Annotated in this window: 22 protein-coding genes and 2 tRNA genes; 7 read left to right on the top strand and 17 right to left on the bottom strand. The window is 62.4% G+C overall.

The annotated features are described in order from the left end of the window. Window positions 1-18 precede the first annotated feature (18 nt). Both OSJ75_RS02725 and OSJ75_RS02720 read right to left on the bottom strand, forming a co-directional pair. A tRNA-Cys gene (locus OSJ75_RS02725) sits at window positions 19-92 on the bottom strand. Window positions 93-266: 174 nt separating this feature from the next. Beyond that, window positions 267-503, bottom strand: a complete 237-nt coding sequence (locus OSJ75_RS02720) for a hypothetical protein (protein WP_250014393.1) — start codon at window positions 501-503, stop codon at window positions 267-269. Window positions 504-749: 246 nt separating this feature from the next. Here OSJ75_RS02720 and OSJ75_RS02715 point away from each other — a divergent pair. Next, a tRNA-Asn gene (locus tag OSJ75_RS02715) sits at window positions 750-824 on the top strand. A 65-nt stretch (window positions 825-889) separates the two neighbouring features. Here OSJ75_RS02715 and OSJ75_RS02710 read toward each other — a convergent pair. Genes OSJ75_RS02710 through OSJ75_RS02700 form a run of 3 tightly spaced genes read right to left on the bottom strand, consistent with a single transcriptional unit; the run spans window position 890 to window position 4,314 of the window. Next, window positions 890-1,858, bottom strand: coding sequence for a TIGR03885 family FMN-dependent LLM class oxidoreductase (locus OSJ75_RS02710; RefSeq protein WP_267226788.1), 969 nt, complete (start codon window positions 1,856-1,858; stop codon window positions 890-892). Further along, window positions 1,858-3,489: an alpha-amylase family protein gene (locus tag OSJ75_RS02705; RefSeq protein ID WP_267226786.1), complete on the bottom strand. Its 1,632-nt coding sequence runs from the start codon at window positions 3,487-3,489 to the stop codon at window positions 1,858-1,860. The genes OSJ75_RS02710 and OSJ75_RS02705 overlap by 1 nt, the downstream gene beginning before the upstream one ends. A gap of 12 nt (window positions 3,490-3,501) precedes the next feature. Continuing rightward, on the bottom strand, window positions 3,502-4,314 hold the full coding sequence (locus OSJ75_RS02700; protein WP_267227036.1) for an SDR family oxidoreductase: 813 nt from the start codon (window positions 4,312-4,314) through the stop codon (window positions 3,502-3,504). Between the two features lie 301 nt (window positions 4,315-4,615). On the opposite strand from OSJ75_RS02700, the gene OSJ75_RS22895 reads away from it, so the two are divergent. Both OSJ75_RS22895 and OSJ75_RS02680 read left to right on the top strand, forming a co-directional pair. After that, window positions 4,616-4,957: a general stress protein gene (locus OSJ75_RS22895; protein ID WP_371929486.1), complete on the top strand. Its 342-nt coding sequence runs from the start codon at window positions 4,616-4,618 to the stop codon at window positions 4,955-4,957. A gap of 83 nt (window positions 4,958-5,040) precedes the next feature. Beyond that, entirely contained in the window at window positions 5,041-5,268 is a 228-nt protein-coding gene (locus tag OSJ75_RS02680) for a hypothetical protein (RefSeq protein ID WP_250013839.1), read from the top strand. A gap of 301 nt (window positions 5,269-5,569) precedes the next feature. Here the strand turns inward: OSJ75_RS02680 and OSJ75_RS02675 are convergent, their stop codons facing one another. Both OSJ75_RS02675 and OSJ75_RS02670 read right to left on the bottom strand, forming a co-directional pair. After that, window positions 5,570-5,926, bottom strand: coding sequence for a hypothetical protein (locus tag OSJ75_RS02675; RefSeq protein ID WP_267226783.1), 357 nt, complete (start codon window positions 5,924-5,926; stop codon window positions 5,570-5,572). Window positions 5,927-6,041: 115 nt separating this feature from the next. After that, on the bottom strand, window positions 6,042-6,284 hold the full coding sequence (locus OSJ75_RS02670; protein WP_267226780.1) for a hypothetical protein: 243 nt from the start codon (window positions 6,282-6,284) through the stop codon (window positions 6,042-6,044). A gap of 145 nt (window positions 6,285-6,429) precedes the next feature. Here OSJ75_RS02670 and OSJ75_RS02665 point away from each other — a divergent pair, with 145 nt between their 5' ends. Further along, window positions 6,430-6,594 (top strand): hypothetical protein, encoded by a 165-nt coding sequence (locus OSJ75_RS02665; RefSeq protein ID WP_267226778.1) that lies wholly within the window; start codon window positions 6,430-6,432, stop codon window positions 6,592-6,594. An 8-nt stretch (window positions 6,595-6,602) separates the two neighbouring features. Here OSJ75_RS02665 and OSJ75_RS02660 read toward each other — a convergent pair whose 3' ends face one another. Genes OSJ75_RS02660 through OSJ75_RS02650 form a run of 3 tightly spaced genes read right to left on the bottom strand, consistent with a single transcriptional unit; the run spans window position 6,603 to window position 7,305 of the window. After that, the gene (locus tag OSJ75_RS02660) at window positions 6,603-6,806 is read right to left on the bottom strand and encodes a hypothetical protein (protein ID WP_250013828.1); all 204 of its coding nucleotides are present in this window, start codon (window positions 6,804-6,806) and stop codon (window positions 6,603-6,605) included. A gap of 23 nt (window positions 6,807-6,829) precedes the next feature. Next, a complete protein-coding gene (locus tag OSJ75_RS02655; RefSeq protein ID WP_250013825.1) occupies window positions 6,830-7,039 on the bottom strand; it encodes a hypothetical protein in 210 nt (69 codons plus the stop codon). A gap of 29 nt (window positions 7,040-7,068) precedes the next feature. Continuing rightward, entirely contained in the window at window positions 7,069-7,305 is a 237-nt protein-coding gene (locus OSJ75_RS02650) for a DUF2171 domain-containing protein (protein ID WP_250013822.1), read from the bottom strand. Window positions 7,306-7,341: 36 nt separating this feature from the next. Here OSJ75_RS02650 and OSJ75_RS02645 point away from each other — a divergent pair, with 36 nt between their 5' ends. Continuing rightward, entirely contained in the window at window positions 7,342-8,895 is a 1,554-nt protein-coding gene (locus tag OSJ75_RS02645) for an NAD(P)H-hydrate dehydratase (protein ID WP_323748408.1), read from the top strand. A 311-nt stretch (window positions 8,896-9,206) separates the two neighbouring features. Here OSJ75_RS02645 and OSJ75_RS02640 read toward each other — a convergent pair whose 3' ends face one another. Further along, entirely contained in the window at window positions 9,207-9,767 is a 561-nt protein-coding gene (locus tag OSJ75_RS02640) for a DUF930 domain-containing protein (RefSeq protein WP_267226774.1), read from the bottom strand. A gap of 630 nt (window positions 9,768-10,397) precedes the next feature. On the opposite strand from OSJ75_RS02640, the gene OSJ75_RS02635 reads away from it, so the two are divergent. Beyond that, window positions 10,398-11,657, top strand: a complete 1,260-nt coding sequence (locus tag OSJ75_RS02635) for an SAM-dependent methyltransferase (protein WP_267226772.1) — start codon at window positions 10,398-10,400, stop codon at window positions 11,655-11,657. A 189-nt stretch (window positions 11,658-11,846) separates the two neighbouring features. On the opposite strand, the gene OSJ75_RS02630 is transcribed toward OSJ75_RS02635, so the two are convergent. After that, on the bottom strand, window positions 11,847-12,335 hold the full coding sequence (locus OSJ75_RS02630) for an Lrp/AsnC family transcriptional regulator (RefSeq protein WP_250013813.1): 489 nt from the start codon (window positions 12,333-12,335) through the stop codon (window positions 11,847-11,849). A 149-nt stretch (window positions 12,336-12,484) separates the two neighbouring features. On the opposite strand from OSJ75_RS02630, the gene ald reads away from it, so the two are divergent. After that, window positions 12,485-13,600, top strand: coding sequence for an alanine dehydrogenase (gene ald, locus OSJ75_RS02625; protein ID WP_250013810.1), 1,116 nt, complete (start codon window positions 12,485-12,487; stop codon window positions 13,598-13,600). 1,210 nt (window positions 13,601-14,810) lie between these two features. Here ald and OSJ75_RS02620 read toward each other — a convergent pair. From OSJ75_RS02620 to OSJ75_RS02600, 5 genes are all read right to left on the bottom strand, one after another. Beyond that, entirely contained in the window at window positions 14,811-15,335 is a 525-nt protein-coding gene (locus tag OSJ75_RS02620; protein WP_267226769.1) for a GNAT family N-acetyltransferase, read from the bottom strand. A 1-nt stretch (window position 15,336) separates the two neighbouring features. Then, the gene (gene sseA, locus OSJ75_RS02615) at window positions 15,337-16,188 is read right to left on the bottom strand and encodes a 3-mercaptopyruvate sulfurtransferase (protein WP_267226766.1); all 852 of its coding nucleotides are present in this window, start codon (window positions 16,186-16,188) and stop codon (window positions 15,337-15,339) included. Between the two features lies 1 nt (window position 16,189). Beyond that, window positions 16,190-16,936, bottom strand: a complete 747-nt coding sequence (locus tag OSJ75_RS02610) for an alanyl-tRNA editing protein (protein WP_267226764.1) — start codon at window positions 16,934-16,936, stop codon at window positions 16,190-16,192. After that, on the bottom strand, window positions 16,936-17,967 hold the full coding sequence (locus OSJ75_RS02605; protein ID WP_250013793.1) for a cysteine synthase A: 1,032 nt from the start codon (window positions 17,965-17,967) through the stop codon (window positions 16,936-16,938). The genes OSJ75_RS02610 and OSJ75_RS02605 overlap by 1 nt, the downstream gene beginning before the upstream one ends. Window positions 17,968-18,131: 164 nt before the next feature. After that, window positions 18,132-19,523: a DEAD/DEAH box helicase gene (locus OSJ75_RS02600; protein ID WP_250013790.1), complete on the bottom strand. Its 1,392-nt coding sequence runs from the start codon at window positions 19,521-19,523 to the stop codon at window positions 18,132-18,134. Between the last annotated feature and the right edge of the window lie 71 nt (window positions 19,524-19,594).

Below are 19,594 nucleotides of genomic sequence, written 5' to 3'. Positions count from 1 at the left end.
AAGTGCGGGGCTTGCTATTGGAGGCCTCGCCCGGAATCGAACCGGGGTGCAAGGATTTGCAGTCCTCTGCGTAACCACTCCGCCACGAGGCCCCAAACGTCGAAATTTATAAAGATTTCAACATATTAGACAAGAAGAAGGAAATTCATTCCGAATAGTTCTCCTTGCGGCGTTCTGAATAGTCGTTTTTGTTTTGTGCCGCAACATCAAAATTCTCATCGCCGCGCTTTAACGTCCGGCTGCTGAATGCCATGCGGTCGGCGCGCCTATTTATCGGCCGGGCGGCTGCCTTTCCATTTGCGGCCGATCTTCACTTCGAGCTGGCGGCGCTTGCGGCGGACGATGGCCGAATCCTGAGACAGCACGATCAGGCCGAGCGGCACCATCCAGAAGCCGAGGACCGGCAGGAAGCCCAGCGTGCCGCCGGCGACGAGCAATCCGCCCAGCGTGCGACGCATTGCCACCGATTGCGGCACCGGCAGGTGGCGGCCGAACAGCCGTATATGCCGGCGTTTCTTGGCGCCTGCCGTGTGATGGGGTTGTTCGCCGGCATCATTTCCGCCGGTTTTACTGCTTTTCGTCACTCGCTTCCAATTCGTCATCTGGTGCTACAATTCAAGGATGTAGGTCGTTCCGCCGGACGTGCCAGGGTTCTCCTGTGCACATTTGCTGAAAAAAATCGAAATGGTCCTTTGCAAAAGCAGAACCCTTTTGCTATAGGCCACATCGCTGATGACTGAGAAGCCTTTTCCCCGGTAGCTCAGCGGTAGAGCAACCGGCTGTTAACCGGTTGGTCGCTGGTTCGAATCCGGCCCGGGGAGCCAGTCATCAGATATTCCCTTCCCCCATGCAGTTACGGCGATGCGTATGATAGCACCGTCCAGGCCCCCTATCGCGGCGACAGCGCGGGCAGGACCGATTTTCCATAGGCCTCGATGAATTCCGACTGGTTTCGACCGACATTGTGGACATAGATCTGCTCGAATCCCATTTCGAGATATTGCTCCAGCCAGCGGCGATGTTCCGCCGGGTCGGCCGATATGCGCACATGCCTGTCCATGTCCTCGGGCCGCACATTGCGCGCCGCCTTGTCGAATTCCTCGGGGAATCTGAGATTCTCGGCGGTTTCCGCGGTGATCGCATTGCTGCGCCACTGATCGAAGGCATTGGCCCGCGCCGTCTCGTCGTTCTCGGCCAGCGAGACATGCAGCTGAAGCAATAGCTGGCCCTTGCCGCCCTGCCCCCGGAACGCTTCGATAATGCCTGCAAGGCTCGCGCGATCCTGGTTGACGGTAATAAGGCCATCGGCCCAGCGCCCGGCCCAGCCGGCGGTTTCGGCCGACAGCGCGCCGGCGATCATGCGCGGCGCCTGCGGCGGCAGCGTATGGAGCCGCGCCTGATCGATTCGTATCGGCTCGCTCTCGCTGACGGTCTGCCCCCTCCAGAGCGCCCGGATGGCCTCCACGGCCGCGAGGAGCCGCCTGTTGCGCTCGTCCTTCGGCGGCCAGGCGCCGCCGGTCACATGTTCGTTCAAGGCCTCGCCGCTGCCGACAGCCAGCCATGGAAACCGGCCGGGAAACATTTCGGCGAGTGTGGCGGCTGCCTGCGCGATGATTACCGGATGGTAGCGCCAGCCGGAAGGCACCGTGATGATGCCGAAGGGCAGCGCCGTCGCCTGCATGGCCGCGCCCAACCAGCTCCACGCCGCGCCGGACTGGCCCTGGCGCATGCTCCACGGCGCCAGATGGTCCGAAGACATGATGCCGGCGAACCCCGCCTGCTCGGCTTCGCGCACGAACCGCACCAGTTCGCTCGGCCTGAACTGCTCATGGGACGCGTGATAGCCGATGAATGCCATCAGACCTGCGCCTCCGAGCTCAGCCAGCAATAGCCATGGGGCGGCAGGTCCAGCGCCAGCTCCTTCTTCACCACATATTTCCGTCCGCTGGCGATATCCGTCAGTTCCTGCTGCCGCAGCGGGTTCAGCATGACGCTGGCCTTTACCGGCTTCGCCGAGAGATTATGCGCCACCAGCAGCATCGCATCGGCATCCTCATAGCCACTGATGAAGATGGCGGGATTGTCCGCCGTCAGCCGCACCACCCGCCCCAACCGGATCAGTTCGCTCCGCCGCCTGACCGAAATGAGCCGCTTGACCTCGTTCAGCAGCGATTTCGGGTCATCGACCTGATCGGCGACATTGATGCGCCTATAGCTGAACGGCCCCTCGGACACCGGCTTGAGCGGCAGGGCGCTCGCATTGGCGCTCGAGAATCCCGCATTGCGCGCCGGCGACCATTGCATCGGCATGCGCACCGCATTGCGGCCTTCCTGCTCCAGGTCCTCGCCGATACCGATCTCGTCGCCATAGACGATCAGCGGCGGCCCGCGCAGCGAGAATATGATGCTCAATGCCAGGGCGACGCGGCGCGCATCGCCGCCAAGCATGGGCGCGAGCCGCCTGCGGACGCCGCGGCCATAGACCTGCATGTCCTGCCTTGGCGCGAACTTCGCGAAGACGTCGGCCTTCAGGTCCGCCGGCACCTGCGAGAAATCCAGCTCGTCCAGATTGCGCAGGAAATTCGCCCAGCCGCGATTCTCGGGCGGCTGGGGCAGACCGCTCAGCGCCTCATAGATCGTCTCGGCGGATTCGCGCGCCAATCCCGCGAAGACGTGGCAGGCGAGCATGAAATTGAACAGCAGGCCGAGCTGGTCGCCCTCGCCGAAATATTTCTTCGTCTCCTCCAGCGGCATGTTGACTTCGCCGAGGAGCAGCGCGCCCGGCCGCCGGCTTTCGATATAGGCGGCGAGATCGCGCAGCACGCCGTGCGGGTCCTTGGGATTGGCCTGCCGCAGGCCATTGTCGCCGATGATCAGCGGCGCGGCATCGAGCCGGAAACCGCTGACGCCGAAGGAAAGCCAATAATCGACGATGCGCAATATTTCCTCGCGCACCTCGGGATTGGCGATGTTGAGCTCCGGCTGGAACGAATAGAACTTGTGGAAGTAGTAGGCCCGCGCCACCTCGTCATAGGTCCAGACGGTGCTCTCCTCACCCGGAAATATGCTCACCGTCCCGGGCGCTATGGGCGGCGGATCGCCGCTCCAGACATAATAATCGCGGTAGCGGGATTTCTCGTCGCGCCGCGCGGCCTGGAACCAGGGATGCTGGTCGGATGTGTGATTGACCACGAGATCGATGATGACGCGTATGCCGTGCTCGCCGGCCTTGTGCAGGAAGGCGAGAAAGTCGTCGCGCGTGCCGACTTTCGGATTGACCGCCATGAAATCGCTGACGTCATAGCCATTGTCGCGGTCGGGCGAACCGAAGAACGGCAGCAGCCAGATGCAGGTCACGCCAAGGTCGCGCAGATAGCCGAGGCGCTGCGTCAGGCCGACGAAATCGCCGATGCCATCGCCATTGCCATCGGCGAAACGCTCCACGTCGATCCCGTAGAATATGGCATCCTTGAACCAGGGTGCGGTCATGCGGCGGCCCGGCTAGATGATCGGCTTGCCGCCGGTAACGGCAATCATCGTCCCGGAAACATAGCTCGACAGCGGATCGGCCAGCATCACATAGGCGGTCGCGAGCTCGGCCGGCTGGCCCGGGCGCTTCATCGGCACCTGGCTGCCGAAATTGCGCACGCTCTCGGCCGGCAGGGTCGATGGAATGAGCGGCGTCCAGATCGGTCCGGGCGCAACGGCATTGGCCCTGATCCCCTTTTCCGCCAGCATCTGCGCCAGGCCCGCGGTGAAATTCTGGATGGCGCCCTTGGTGGTCGCATAGGCCAGCAGTGACGGATTGGGATTGTCGGCATTGACCGAAGCGGTATTGATGATCGCACTGCCCGGCTTCATGTGTTTCGCCGCCGCCTTCGTCAGGTAGAACATGGCGTGGATATTGACGCGGAAGGTGAGATCCCATTCCTCGTCGGGGATTTCCTCGAGGCTCTTGAAACTGGCCTGATGCGCTGCATTGTTGACGAGGATGTCGATCCCGCCGAGCTCGCGCACCGCCGTCTCGATGATCTCGCGGCAGTGACTGGCATTCTGCACGTCGCCGCGCACCAGCACGGCCTTGCGCCCCGCCGCCTCCACCTGTTCGCGCGTTTCATTGGCGTCGTCATCCTCTTCCAGATAGGAAATGAGGACATCCGCGCCTTCGCGCGCATAGGCGATCGCCACCGCGCGGCCGATACCGCTATCGGCGCCGGTGATAACGGCCTTCCTGCCCTCGAGCCTGCCGGACCCCTTGTAGGAATTCTCGCCATGGTCAGGCAGGGGATTCATGCGCGCCACTGTCCCCGGCATCGGTTGCTGGGGCGTGTCGAAAGGCGGTTTCGGATAGTTGAACTGCTCGGTCATGGGGTGCCTCGCTCAATTGGTTGTTCAGGTTCGGCCGCAGGTCCGCGGAAGGTGTTCCAGCGTGGCCGCAGGAATGTTTCGCCCCGCCGGAGCGGGCGTAATCACTCATTCCTAATTCGTTCAAACGCCGAATGTTCCGCCAGAACGCCCGGTTTTTTTGAGGAACATGCGCCCGATTGGCGGGTTGGTCAGGCATCGGGGAATAGGCCCCGAGCAACCCTGAAAAGGAACGTGAAAGGAGAAGAAAATAGCTGACAATGAACGCAACAATGACCGTTCGGGCCGCGGCTTCGCCTCGATGGACGACGACAGGCAGCGCGAGATCGCCAGCAAGGGCGGCCAGGCCTCGGGCGGCAATTTCGCCCATGACCAGCAGCGCGCCAGCGAAGCGGGCCACAAGGGCGGCCAGCAGTCCGGCGGCAATTTCGCCCATGACCGCGAGCGGGCGAGCCAGGCAGGCCACAAGGGCGGCACGGTCTCCGGCCAGCATCGCGCCGAGGAAGGCAGCCGCGGCGGTCAGCAGGGCGGCAATTTCGCCAGCGATCCAGAGCGTGCCCGCGAGGCCGGCCGCAAGGGAGGCCAGAGCTAGGATATTCCACGGCAGCCCCGGCCGCGCGGTTCGCCCGCTGGCCGGGGTTCGCCCGTTATATAGCCCGTAATATGGAGGCAGCGATGGCAGGCAGGAAAACCCATGAACAGCAGCTCCGCATCATCGAGAAGCGCGAGGAGACCGGCAAGGCCGACAAGGATTTCGACGCGAAGGCCGATCTGAGGAAGTCGGACGCCGCGCGCGACATCAGCGAACATGGCAATGCGGGGCCGCGCGTCAGGATACCGGACGACCAGAGCCGGCTGCGCGGCGAACATCAGGAGAGCCGCCACAACAAGCCGTCGCGCTGAGGCGACGCGATCATTACGACGCGGCAGGAATCCATGTATCATGCCTTGGCCGGACGCCCGAGTTCCATGGACCGCATGGACCGCATGGAGCACCGGGGCACGATGCAGGAAGGTCTGAACGAGCTCGCAACCCGGTTCTTCGAGATTGCGGCGCCGAGCAAAGGGAGAGATTGAAATGGATCAGTTGACAATGCTGCTTTTGTTCATCGGCGTCGGCACGCTCATAGGCGTCGCGCTTGGCATCGGGTCGCTCGTGCTGGCAAGCCGCAAGCACAACCAGCCGGAATAGCTGCACCACCGGTCATTCAATCGCAAATCGACCTTTCTCGTCGGGCCAGGTCCAGATTTCGGGGTCCGCGAGGATGGAATCGACAACGGCCGCTGCGCGCTGGCGCGTGGAAGGATGTTCTGCCAGAGCCATATATTGAGTCTCGATCTCGACGAGATAGTCGATGACCTGATCCCGCGCGATGCCCCTGCGCAATTGCGACGCCGCCGAGATCAAATGCTCGTCATATTCATCGGCAAAGGAAAGGTTCGCTTCGTCGTTCCATTTGCCGGCATCCGGTCCCAGCAGGCCAAATGGATCCCAGCATTTCCAGCCGATATCGCGCAGTCTGGACAGTTTTACTCTCGGCTCCGGTGAAATCTTCGACATGAACGACACTTTCAGATCATAGTGTGGTTTCTAGGCACTAAAGACCCGCCGGCCGAATGTCGACAGGCAATATCCCTCTACGCAAGACGTTCCTTGTCGGCCGAATATCCTTGTCCTATTGCGTCGATGGCGATGACGACGGAACGTTCGGCTGGTTGGTGTCGCCGCTCGACTGTTCGGACGTATCGATCCTGGCGCCATCATCCGTGCTTTCGCCGAAGATCTCGGCCGCGCCCCAGGCGATCATCGCGAGGATGAGGCCGACCACGAGCACCATCAGCACCGGCGTGCCGCGCTTGCCCTGTTTTGCGTCCGTCGCGCTTTCCACGGGTCCGTCTGTCGTTCTCTTGTCCATCATTCGTTTCCTCTTCGCTTTTGAAATGGAACAGGAAACAACCCGGAAGGTTCCATTCGCGGCCGCTCCCGGCGAAGAATGCGATGCCGCTATTTTCATTTGCGCCGCGAGCACCTATCTGCATGGCAGAAGCCATTCGGAGGATGCGATGCAGGGATTGAAATCATTGGTGCTGGTTCTCGGCCTCACGGCGCTCGTCGCCGGCTGCATGAGCAGCGGCTACAACACGGCCCGCACGCCGGATACCGACGCCTATGGCAGGGCCGAGCCGGCCGCCCATGATGTCGGCAGGGGCCTGTCAAAAGGCCTGTAGAACGCGGATCATGCGGGCGGCCCGGCGCTCTCCAGCACGTCCAGTGCCTGCCTGACGCTCGCCCTGCTCCAGCCTGCCCGCATCGCTTCCGTCACGATCGCGGCGACATTCGCTCCGTGCTCTTCGGCGGCGTCCATCCTGATGCGCAGGAATGTCAGGCAATCATCGTCGCCGCCGTCTATGCGGTCGGCACCAGCCATCGTAATCGTCATTGCACAGTCTCACTTCTTGCCGATCAAACATGCTTTGGCGGTTCGCGAACCTCATCCGGATTGGGCACCGGCATTTCGTCCGGCAGTTGCTCCGGCGGCGGTTCTTCCACCGGGATATCGCCCGGCCGGGGGTCCGGATCGGGCGGCAGTTCCTCCGGCCGTGGCGTCGGGCCGGGGTCTACCGGCCTGTTCGTATCGGGTCCCGGGTCCGGTATCTGTGCTTTATGGGTCATCGCAAATTCTCCCGCCGCAATCGCGGCAGTCATTCCTCCTCGAACATGACAGCGACATCGGAATTCGCCGACAGCCGCACCTTGTTGCCTTCGATCTCGGCTACCAGCGAGCTGGAAATGAAGTGGTGATGCCCCTCATGGGAGCCCTCGCCGCTATCCTTCCTGGTCAGCTTGATCCTTCCGCCCTCGACACGATCAACCGTTCCGATATGGACGCCATCGGCCCCGATGACTTCCATATGTTCCTTGATGCCCGCAGCTGTCATGATTAACCTCCATGGTGGGATGATGGTGGGTAACGCATGAGCGGCGCATTGGATGCATCGTGGCAACCGGAAATGGGAGTGGATCGCCGCATGGGCCATGAAATATTGACGCCGCGGGAGATGGCCGAGGCCGACAGGCTGACCATCGAAGGCGGCGGATTCAGCGGCTACCGGCTCATGCTGAATGCGGGAGATGCCATTGCCCGGCATATCCTCGCCCATCATGGCGGCGCGGCGGAAGTCCATATCCTCTGCGGCCCCGGCAATAATGGCGGCGATGGCTATGTCGTGGCGCGCCTCCTCGCACGGCGGGGCGTGCCGGTGCATCTCTGGGCGCTGGCAGAGCCCAGCAGCGGCACCGATGCGGCGCGCGCCAGGGCGGATTGTCTGGCGGATTTCCCGCTCGATCCCCGCCCGCTGCAGGCGTTCCAGCCGCCCCGCACGGGGCTGATCGTCGATGCCCTGTTCGGCGCCGGATTGAACCGGCCGCTGTCGGGCGCAGCGGCGGAGGCAATAGCGCGCGCCAACGAGGCCGCCTGCACCCGGATCGCCGTCGACGTGCCGTCCGGTCTCGATGGGCTGACGGGCCAGCCGCTGGGAGCGGTCTTCGCCGCCCATGCCACCATCAGCTTCTTCAGGAAGAAGCCCGGCCATCTGCTCTATCCGGGCCGGGAGCTCTGCGGCCAGCTCATCATCGCCGATATCGGCATCGGCGCCGAAACCCTTGCCGCCATAGGGCCGAACTGCTTCGAGAATGCGCCGCCGCTATGGGTGGCGCAGCTGCCGCGACCGCAGGCCGAGACGCACAAATACCGGCGCGGCCATGTCGGCGTGTTGTCGGGCGGCGCCTGGAGCACGGGTGCGGCACGCCTTGCCGCCATGGCGGCGGCCCGCAGCGGCGCCGGAGCCGTGACGGTGCTTTCGCCCACCGACGCCATGGCGAGCAATGCCGCCCATCTGACATCGATCATGCTGCATGAATGCAATGATGCCACCGGTCTCCAATCCTTCGTCGAAGGGCGCAAGGTTTCCGCCTGCGTCCTCGGTCCGGGCTTCGGCGTCGGCGAAAAGACACGCGCCTTCGGCCGGGCGCTGCTCGAACTCGAAACGCCTGCCCTCGTCTTCGACGCCGATGCGATCACCGCGTTCAAGGGCGAGCCGCAAGCCCTGCGCCGCCATGGCGGCGATCTCGTACTGACGCCGCATGAGGGAGAGTTCGCGCGGCTTTATCCCGGCATCAACGCCGGCAACACGCCCTCGAAGCTGGAGCGGGCGCGCAAGGCGGCGGAGATTGCGGGCGCGACCATCGTCTACAAGGGCGCGGACACAGTCATCGCCGCGCCCGATGGCCGCGCCGCCATCAACAGCAATGGCACGCCGCTGCTGGCAACGGCCGGGTCCGGCGATGTGCTGGCCGGCCTCATCGCCGGCTTGATGGGCCAGGCGATGCCCGGCTTCGAGGCGGCCTGCGCCGCGGTCCATATACATGCGGCGGCGGCGCGGCATCTCGGCCATGGCCTGATCGCCGAGGACCTGCCGGCAGCGCTCGGCCCCATCATCGGCCGCATGATCGATCATGCGGAAGCCTGATAAAATATGCGCCCCGTCCGGTAGCGTTAACCCGGTCTTTACCTTGATCCTTCACCTTGATCGGCAAGCGCGATAAGGTACTGCGTACGCGCTCAATATTTTCGATGTTGTCATTATCCTGTCGCAATGTCAGTGTAGTGATGGATCAAAGCGAATAGTTTACTTCCATTCTTGACCACGGATGTACTGGCACTGATGTAGAGGTAGACTTAGGAAGGTCGGGTAGCTCCCGGCCTTTTGCTTTTTCAGCGTCAAGTTCCTGTTCCGATTGGCCTTTTTGCCGAGATGCTTACCCGTGCTGGCGAAGCCAGTCAGTCGAGCGATCCGACCTCGTCGGGAAGGCTGTGGTCAGCCCAGTCTTTCCGGGGGATCGGATCGCCCACCAGGAACTCAAACGCGGCGACCTTTTTATGATCCGGGGTCAGTTCGCATTTGTATTGAAGCCTGAACCAATCCCGTTTGCTGTGTAGCGCGGCGCCGTCAGCCGAAAAGGCGTTCCCGACCATCTTCGGGTCCGCCATGGCATAGGCGACTACCCGATCAGGCAGGAACTGCTTGCTCCATGCCCCGACCTGCGCCATGGCTTCGAGGCCGCAAAGCTGCTCGACCTGATCGGTGGGTGCGAGTGCCGCCAGTTCCTTTCTCGCGTCCCGGCTGCGGGGATCGTCAAGAACCTTCTCCGACAACATGCGCGACGGCTTCACCATCGCCGGCATTTCATCGCGGGGCTGTGCTGCCTGCGGAATTGTCGACGTGTCTGCGCGATCTTCCGGCCTGTTTTCCTGCGCTGCCTCATCCGTTACGGGCGGCGAAACCTGCTGTGGCAGGTCGTGCTTTTCTTCGACCGGAGCCGAAAGCGATACGATTTCCACGTCAATGCTTTCCTCCTGCGGAGGCTTGAATTGTGGCCGATCCGGCAGCAGCAGAACACCCAGACATGCGGCAACGTGCAGGAGGACCGAAGCACCAAAGCTCCATCCTCCATGCTGATCCTTAACCCTCGCCGTCCCCTGCATCATTATCCGTCAAGCTGCTGGAGCTTGACGAAATTGCTGGTGCAGACACCCTTCGCGCCTCCTGCCAGGACGATCATGAATAGAGCGATGGCTGCAATAACTACGCGCATGAACTGGATTACCTTGGGAACTGGGCAGAAGAAGCATCGCGATTTCTTTCATCAATGACGACGCAAACATGGTTGTGCGGATACCTCAAGACCCTGAACCATCGAAACTGGCACTGTAAAGGTGCATTTCTGATCCTCCGGTGCGCTGCGCGCCTCCAAACATGCGGAATTCCACCTCCGCTGGTAGCATAAAACCTGCGCCCCATGCCCATTTACCGGTTTCGCGAGGCGGTTTACCGTTCACCCGGCAGCCTGAACGGCTCCGGGCCATCGGGCATGCCGCTTTCCCGACGCTGGTCCCGCCCTGCCATGAAAACCCTTGAACATTTGATCCGCGGCGGCAAATATGGTGCGTCAAGCTCAAGGGTGGAGAGCCATGGAAGAGAATGATCGAGCGGTAGCCGATGCTGCCGGCCAGTTGAAATGGCTGACGCCCGACAATGTCGGCGCCGTCCTGAAGGGCCTGCCCTTCAAGGTTCGTACCGCCCTTCGCGCCGCCGCCCACCTGCCGCGCGGCAGCCTGACGATCACCACGCCGGACCGCCAGACCTTCAAGGTCGTCGGCAAGGAGAGCGGGCCGGAAGCGGCGTTGATCCTGCACAATTGGAACCTGCCGCGCCGCGCCTTTTCCGGCGGCACGATCGGCGTCGCCGAATCCTACATGGATGGCGATTGGGACAGTCCGGACGTTACCACCTTTCTCGAACTCTTCGTCGTCAACGAGCAGATCGGCGAAAAGCTCGCCGGCGGCATGAACTGGCTGGCCAATTCGCTGCAGCGGGTGCGCCACTGGATGAACGAGAACACGCCCAGCCGCTCGCGCCGCAATATTTCCGCGCATTACGATCTCGGCAATTCATTCTACCGCGAATGGCTCGATCCGACCATGACCTATTCCTCCGCGCTCTACAGCGAGGGCGCCAATGATCTCGAAAGCGCCCAGACCGCGAAATATCGCGCCCTGGCCCGCAATATCGGCATCACGCCGGGTTCGTCCGTACTGGAGATCGGCTGCGGCTGGGGCGGATTTGCCGAGTTTGCGGCGCGCGAGATCGGCGCCCGGGTGACCGGCCTGACGATCAGCCGCGAGCAATATGCCTATGCCACCGAGCGCATCGCCAAGGCGGGCCTTGCCGGCAAGGTTGATATCAAGTTCCAGGACTACCGCGACGAGACCGGCCGCTACGATCACATCGCCTCCATCGAGATGTTCGAGGCGGTGGGCGAGAAATACTGGCCGGTCTTCTTCGGCAAGGTCAGGGACTGCCTCAAGCCCGGTGGCAGCGCCGGCATGCAAATCATTACGATCAATGACGAATCCTTCGATCGCTACCGCAAGCGGCCGGACTTCATCCAGCGCTATGTCTTCCCCGGCGGCATGCTGCCGACGCCGTCGAAACTCAAGAGCCTCGGCAAGGAGTTCGGCCTCGACCTCTACCGCGAAAACGTCTTCGCACAGGACTACGCCCGCACCCTCGCCGAATGGCGCGACCGGTTCTGGAACTCCTGGGACAGGCTCCGGCATCTCGGTTTCGACGGCCGCTTCAAGAAGCTCTGGGAGTTCTACCTGTTCTATTGCGAGGCCGGTTTCCGCTCCGAATATATCGACGTGCGCCAGGTCTTCTATAAGGCGTAGGTCTTCTACAAGGCATAAGTCTTCCATAAGGCATAGCCGTCGAAACGCGCGCCAAACGCCCGGATTTGCCGGCTGAATTCGGCTGTACGGGCATGAGCATCCACCGGATCGCGGCCTTCATGTGCAGGATTCGACCATTTTGGTGCAAAAACCGGCCATATTTAATTGAACGATCGTTCAATTAACGCCTCAACCGCCGGCGATCTCGATCAGGCCGGTCTCGACGCCGAGGCCGGTGCGGTCCGCCACCTCGCGCAGGGCAAAGGACGAGTTGATCTTGGTGACATGCGGCATGGCCGAGAGCCAGAATTTATGGATGCGCTCATAGTCCTCGAGATCCTTGGCGGCGACGCGCAGCAGGTAATCATATTCCCCCGACATGAGGTAGCAGACCAGCACATTGGGACAGCGGCGCACCGCCGTCTCGAATTCGCGCAATTGCTTGTCCGCCTGCCCGGACAGCGAAATGTTGACGATCACCGTCACCGGATGGCCGAGCAGCTTGTTCGAAAGCCGCGCGTGATAGCCGCGGATCACCCCCGACTTTTCCAGAATGTCCAGCCGGCGCGAACAGGCCGATTGCGACAGCCCGACCCTGTCGGCAAGGGTCGCATTCGACATGCGCCCATCCTTCTGCAGATTGTCGAGAATGGCGATATCGATCCTGTCGAGCGGCATTATTGAAAGCTTCCCCTTATTATCGTCGTTTTCACGCAAGGATACGCGGAAACAAGCCGCTGGTCGAGGGGATTTGGCAAGGACATGCGGTTTATTCTGTGATGTTATTGCACATCAACCGAAACAGCAGAACCAGATGAGGAGGCGTTATGCGCGTTGGCTGCCCTAAAGAAATCAAAAACCATGAATATCGCGTCGGCCTCACTCCGGGCGCCGTACGCGAATATGTTGCACATGGCCACGAGGTCATCGTCCAGTCCGGAGCTGGAGCAGGAATTGGCGCCGACGATGGAGCTTATCAGGCCGCGGGCGCGAAGGTGGTAAAGACCGCCGAAGAAGTTTTTCAGCAATCGGACATGATCGTCAAGGTCAAGGAGCCGCAGCCATCCGAATGGACGCAGCTGCGCGAAGGCCAGATTCTCTATACTTATCTGCATCTTGCGCCGGATCCCGAACAGACCAGGGGCCTGCTGGCATCGGGCGTCACCGCGATCGCCTATGAAACCGTGACCGACGATCGCGGCGGTCTGCCGCTGCTGGCGCCGATGTCCGAAGTGGCTGGCCGGCTGGCGATCCAGGCTGGCGCCACCGCATTGCAGAAGGCCAATGGCGGCCGCGGCGTGCTGCTCGGCGGCGTTCCGGGCGTGCTGCCGGGCAAGGTGACGATCATCGGCGGCGGCGTCGTCGGCATCAATGCGGCGATGATGGCGACCGGCCTCGGCGCCGACGTGACCATCCTCGACCGTTCGATCCCGCGCCTGCGCCAGCTCGACGATATTTTCCGCGGCCGCATCCATACGCGCTATTCGACGATCGAGGCGCTGGACGAGGAAGTGTTCTCGGCCGATGTCGTCGTCGGCGCCGTGCTGATCCCCGGCGCCGCCGCGCCGAAGCTCGTCACCCGCGAGATGCTTTCGGGCATGAAAAAGGGCGCGGTCATCGTCGATGTGGCGATCGACCAGGGCGGCTGCTTCGAGACCTCGCATGCGACCACGCATTCGGAGCCGACCTATGAGGTCGACGGCGTCATCCATTATTGCGTCGCCAACATGCCGGGCGCCGTTCCGGTGTCGTCCGCCCACGCCCTGAACAATGCGACCCTGCAATATGGCCTGCAGCTTGCCGATCGCGGCGTGAAGGCGCTGGTCGACAATCCGCATCTGCGCAACGGGCTCAACGTCCACCGGGGCCGGATCACCAACCGCCCCGTCGCCGAGGCGCTCGGCCTCGAAATGGTCGAGCCGAAGACGATCCTGGCTGCCTGACGCGCACGGGCGGGGCCGAGCGCCCCGCCCCTTGCCTCCCCCATGCCGAGCCTACGCTAGCCTCATGCCCGGCCCCTCATGTTGGGCCGCCCATGGTAGGCATTCAACAGACAAGCCTGCCGAACCACGAACCACGCAGCAACGTTTGTGCAATCTCTTGTTGGAGAGGCTGGATACGGAAAATCCGCACCACGCCCGCGAAAATCGCGTCTGGTCATTGAAATGGGGGGAGACGGGCGGTCTTCAGCGCGTCAGTATTGTATCAGGGTCGAGGTCCGAAGACCGCCCGCGACGTCTTTGCCTGCTGTCATTGCGTTTGTCAGACGCAACAACCCGGAAAACGAAGCGCCACCCCCGTTTCCTTCTGCAGTTTGCTGGATAGTCGGGTTTGTCACTTCCGACCGTCCGGCAACGCCATCCTTTCCCAGCTATCGAAACAGCACCGGAAGCTGCTCCCCCACTGGAAAGGACCGAAACAGAATACCCCGGCTTCAAACAGGGGGGATAAGTTTTTTTGGTAGCCGGGGCGAAGAATGAGCGAAATCAGCAGCTTGCAGGGCGAAATATTTTTTGAGGCCGAAAATCTATCCCACCGCGCGGGCCAGTTTGCCCCTGTTCAGGGCCGGTAAACGAGAGATGGCAATGATGTCCCGCGTGCTTCGACAAGCTCAGCATGAGGGGCTCAGCATCAGGGGAAGGGATTTTGGTGGCAGGATGGGAGTTCTCGTTCCACCCATCTACCAGTCAATTAAAATGCGTGATAGGGGAAGATTGTCGAGCGTCCTGCTGGGCAACTTGAAAGACAATCCGAGACCATTGGCTGGGCTTGACATCGGCACCACACGGCACTAGCTTGCCTGTAACAAACCCGCCACACGTCTCATTTTCGGATGAGGTCCTGTTAAGTCAGGCGTGCAAAAGGTGGGTGTTTTGTTTTTATGGCTATCTTCTCAAAGCCCGCACTGTCTCCCAAAGATCTCTTTGATAAACTTGTCAGTCAGGGAATGATTTTTCCCGACGAAGCTGTAGCTCTGGCATACATTCAAAATGTAGGAGCTTGTGGCGCTTGCTCCATAATGCAGCACTGACGTGGGGGCCTTCCACAGGCTCGGCATGAGGGAGAAATTGTGGGCTGCGACAAGGGCGGGAGCTGTGGTGCGCAAGCCCGCAGGATGACCACGCAGCAAATCCCACCCCGCAATACCCCCCCTCAGTCCCAGGCTTCGATCTCCGCATCGGCGAAGCTCACCGGCCGGAAGCCCATGCGCTGGTAGAGCTGCAGCGCGCGCGGGCTGTCGAGCGTATTGGTTTCGATCCTGATCTTTTCCGGGTCGCCCATCCAGGCGGTCAATATGGCCTCGTTGAGGAAAAACCGCGCGAGGCCCAGCCCCTGAAATTCCGGGACGAGGCCGAAATAGAGGATCTCGGCGATCCGCGTCTCCTCGTCGGTGACGATTTCGAAGAAGCCGCCCGGCGAGCCATCGACATAGAGCACGTGGATCTCGACATTGTCGCGGTGGATCATCGCCGCCAGCGTCGCGTCGTCGACATCGCGGCGCATGGCCCAATGGTGCGATTTGCCGACCTGCTCATAGAGAAAACGGTAGAAGGGCAGCGAAATCTTCGACGCGCGCATCAAAGCGAGCTTGTAGCTGACGGGCATCGGCACCGCGTGCACCAGCCGCTCGGTCATTTCCAGATGCGTCACCCGCGTTTTCAGGATGCGCCTGGCCATGTCAGGCGTCGCCCGTCGCCACGGGCGTCTCCTTGCTGCCGCCCCATTCCGTCCAGGAACCGTCATAGAGCACATTGTCGCCGTGGCCGAGCGATTCCAGCGCCAGCGTGATGACCGCGGCAGTGATGCCGGAGCCGCATGTGGTGGCGATCGGCCGGTCGAGATCGACCCCCGCCTCGCCCAGAACCCGGCGCAACCCGTCGAGATCCTTCAGATAGCCATTATCGGCCAGCGTCGAAGACGGAACGTTGCGCGCGCCCGGCATGTGCCCCGAGCGAAGCCCCTGGCGCGGCTCCGGATCGACGCCCTTGAACCGCCCGGCCGAACGGGCATCGGCGACCTGCCGGCTGCCGGTCTGCACGATCTGCAGCATCTGCTCGAAGCTGGCGACGCGCGCGGCGTCGAAATCCGCCACGAAAGCCGTCGGCGCGATGCGCGTCGCCTCGGCCGTCACCGGCCTGCCCGCCTTTTTCCAATTGTCGAAGCCGCCATCGAGCACATGGACATTGCGCGCGCCCATGATGCGGAACATCCACCAGACGCGCGGCGAGGTGTACATGCCCGGCCCGTCATAGATGACGATCGTATCGTCATTGGCAATGCCCATGCTGCTGGCGGCGGCGGCAAAGGCCTCCGGCTTCGGCAGCGTATGCGGCAGGGAGGAAGCCGGATCGGACGTTTTCTCATGGTCGAAGAATATCGCGCCGGGAATATGGGCGGCGTCATATTCGGCCTTGGCGTCGCGGTTCTGGAAGGGGAAATACCAGGATGCGTCGAGGACCGTCAGGCCGGGCTGTTGCAGCCGCTCCTGCAGCCAGTCGGCCGAAACCACGAAGGGACTTTTCTCGCTCACTCTATGCTCCTTCCGGCAAGGCGCCGAAGCGGATGCGGAACCGCCGGTTTTCCTTGCCCTTCTTTTCGATCTTGCCGATATGGATTTCGCCGACCTCGCCCGTCGAGGCGACATGGGTGCCGCCGCAGGGCTGCGAGTCGATGATGCCGTTTTCGCCGATGCAGACAAGCCGGATCCGGCCCGTCCCGACAGGCGGGCGCACATTCTTGGATTTTATCAGCCCGGGATTGGCCGCCAGTTCCTCGTCCGTTATCCAGCGGGTGAAGATCGGCTGGTCGGCGCGCACCAGTTCCATCAGCCGTTCGGTGACGCTTTCCTTGGTGAAACCCGCATCCGGCAGGTCGAAATCGACCCGGCTGTCATCCTCGCCGACCGCGGCGCCGGTGATCGGGAACGGGCAGACGACGCTGAGAAGATGGCAGGCCGAGTGCATGCGCATGAGCCTGTAGCGGCGCTCCCAGTCGATACGCAGCACGAGATCCTCGCCGACGGCAGGCAGCGGCTGGCCGGCATCGGCGATGTGGATGATCTCCTCCTTCGTCTCGCCGGTCACCGTCGTCGCGATGCGGATTTCGGAACCGTCGCCGCGGAGCATCAGCCCGCTATCGCCGGGCTGCCCGCCGGACGTGGCGTAGAAGTTCGTGCGGTCGGTGATGATGCCGCCGCGCTCATTGACGGCAATGACGCGCGCCGGCGTCTCCTGCAGGTAGGAATCGTCGCGGAACAATATGCCTGAATCGAAAGCCATCATCTGTTCTCGAACGGGACGGAAATCTCGCTCGTCGCTTCCATCCAGGCTGGAACGGGAAGCTCCTTGGAGCGCAGGAATTCCGGATTGAACATCTTCGACTGGTAGCGATTGCCATAATCGCAAAGGATCGTCACGATGCTGTGGCCGGGGCCGAGATCGCGCGCAAGGCGGATGGCGCCGGCAATATTGATGCCCGTCGACCCGCCGAGGCACAGCCCCTCCTCCTGCACGAGATCGAAGACGATCTCCAGCGCTTCGGCATCGGGGATCCGGTAGGAATAGTCCGGCTTGAAGCCTTCGAGATTGGCCGTCACCCGGCCCTGGCCGATGCCCTCGGTGATCGAGCCGCCCTCGGACTGGAATTCGCCGGTCGTATAATAGGAGAACAGCGCCGCGCCGAAGGGATCGGCCAGCGCGATCTTGATATCCGGCCGCTGGGCGCGCAGCCCCTCGGCAACGCCGGCGAGCGTGCCGCCGGAGCCGACGGCGGAAACGAAGCCATCGATCCTGCCGCCGGTGTCGCGCCAGATTTCCGGCGCCGTGGTTTCCACATGCGCCTGCCGGTTGGCGACATTGTCGAACTGGTTGGCCCAGATCGCGCCGTTCGGCTCGGATTTCGCCATCTGTTCGGCGAGGCGGCCGGAGACCTTCACGTAATTGTCGGGATTCTTGTAGGGCACGGCGGGCACCTCGACGAGCTCGGCGCCGAGCAGGCGCAGCGCGTCCTTCTTCTCCTGGCTCTGCGTCTCGGGGATGACGATGACGGTGCGGTAGCCGAGCGCCTTGGCGACCATGCTGAGCCCGATGCCGGTATTGCCGGCCGTGCCCTCGACGATGACGCCGCCGGGCTTCAACAGGCCGCGCCGTTCCGCATCGCGAATGATGTAGAGCGCGGCGCGATCCTTGACGGACTGGCCGGGATTGAGAAACTCGGCCTTGCCATGGATTTCGCAGCCCGTGAGTTCGGAAGCTTTCCTCAGGCGAATGAGCGGCGTGTTTCCGATGGCATCGATCACAGAATCAAACATGGGCAAATCCTTCAAATGCGAGACTTGAACCTATGTGCCCGTGACGATCCGTTCAAGCAAAGAAATAACCGCCGGATCATGGAAAACGCCGCCCCCGGATGGTCCGGGGACGGCGTTGGATAGAATGGCGTTGGATAGAATGCGCTGGATAAAATGGCGGGGGATCAGGCCGCCTTGTTGCCGAACGACTTGCGGTTGCGGCGGAAAGGCCGCTTCTGCGCCGGAGCACCATCATTGCTCCAGATCTTCTCGCCGCTTTCCTGGCGCGGCTTGCCGCTACCATTGCCCTGGCCGCGATGCGGCTTCTTGGCCGATGCGGGCTTCGGGGCATCGCGCCGGGCCGGGCGCTGGTCATTATTGGCGGCGCGCGCCGGCAGGCTCGCAAGATCGACCGGCGAATCGACGACCGGGAGGCGCAGGCGCGTCACGCGCTCGACCGCCTTGAACTTGGAGCCTTCCTCGGCCGGATCGTAAAGCGTGATCGCATTGCCCGAAGCGCCGTTGCGGCCGGTGCGGCCGATGCGGTGCACATAGCTTTCCGGCTCGTCCGGCAGGTCGAGATTGATCACATGGCTGATGCCGACGACATCGATGCCGCGCGCGGCGATATCGGTGGCGACGAGAATGCGGACCGAACCGTCCTTGAAGCCGTTCAGCGCCCGCTGGCGCGCATTCTGCGACTTGTTGCCATGGATCGCGGCAACGCTGTAGCCATCCTTGTCGAGGACGCGGGTCACGGCATCGGCGCCGTGCTTGGTGCGGGTGAAGACGATGACGGAGGAGAGGCTCTCATCCTTCAAGAGCGCCGAAAGCATCTGCTTCTTCTGCCGGGTCGGCACCATGTGGACGACCTGCTTGATCTCGGCGGCGGTGGTGCCCTGCGGGGCAACCTCGACGCGGATCGGATCGCGCAGCAGGCTTTCGGCCAGCGCGGTGATTTCCTTCGGCATGGTGGCGGAGAACAGCGCCGTCTGCCTGTCGCGATGCGTGCCCTTGGCGATGCGCTTCACATCATTGATGAAGCCCATGTCGAGCATGCGATCGGCCTCGTCGAGCACCAGCCAGCGCGTTTCCGACAGATCGACGCGATTGTCGCGCACGAGGTCGGTCAGGCGGCCGGGCGTGGCGATGAGAACATCGACGCCGCCCTGCATCCTGTTGATCTGCGCGCCGCGCGAAACGCCGCCAAGGACGAGAGCGGTGGAGATATGGGCGCCCTTCGACAGCTTGCGCACGGTCTCTTCGATCTGCACGGCAAGCTCGCGCGTCGGCGCGAGGACGAGCGCGCGGCAGGTCTTGCCCTTGCGCTTGTCGCCGATGGTGATGATCTTCTGCAGGATCGGCAGGCTGAAGGCCGCGGTCTTGCCGGAGCCGGTCTGGGCGATGCCGAGAACGTCCTTGCCGGCCAGCTGCGCCGGTATCGCCTGTTCCTGGATCGGCTTCGGCTGGTCCATCCCGGCTGCTTCAAGCGCCTTCAGGAGGACGGGGTTGAGACCCATGGCGGCAAAGCCGGTTTTTTCTGTAGTTTCCAATTCAATTCTTCTTTCAGCGGGCATGATTGTGCATGACCGTCAATGTGTCAGACAGGGCGCAACCTGTGTGCGTAATATTTGATAAACGACGAGAC

It is taken from the genome of Phyllobacterium sp. 0TCS1.6A (assembly GCF_026420825.1).
Taxonomy (GTDB): domain Bacteria; phylum Pseudomonadota; class Alphaproteobacteria; order Rhizobiales; family Rhizobiaceae; genus Phyllobacterium.
The sequence above is the reverse complement of the archived record's forward strand: the minus strand, read 5'-3'. Positions and strand labels throughout refer to the sequence as shown.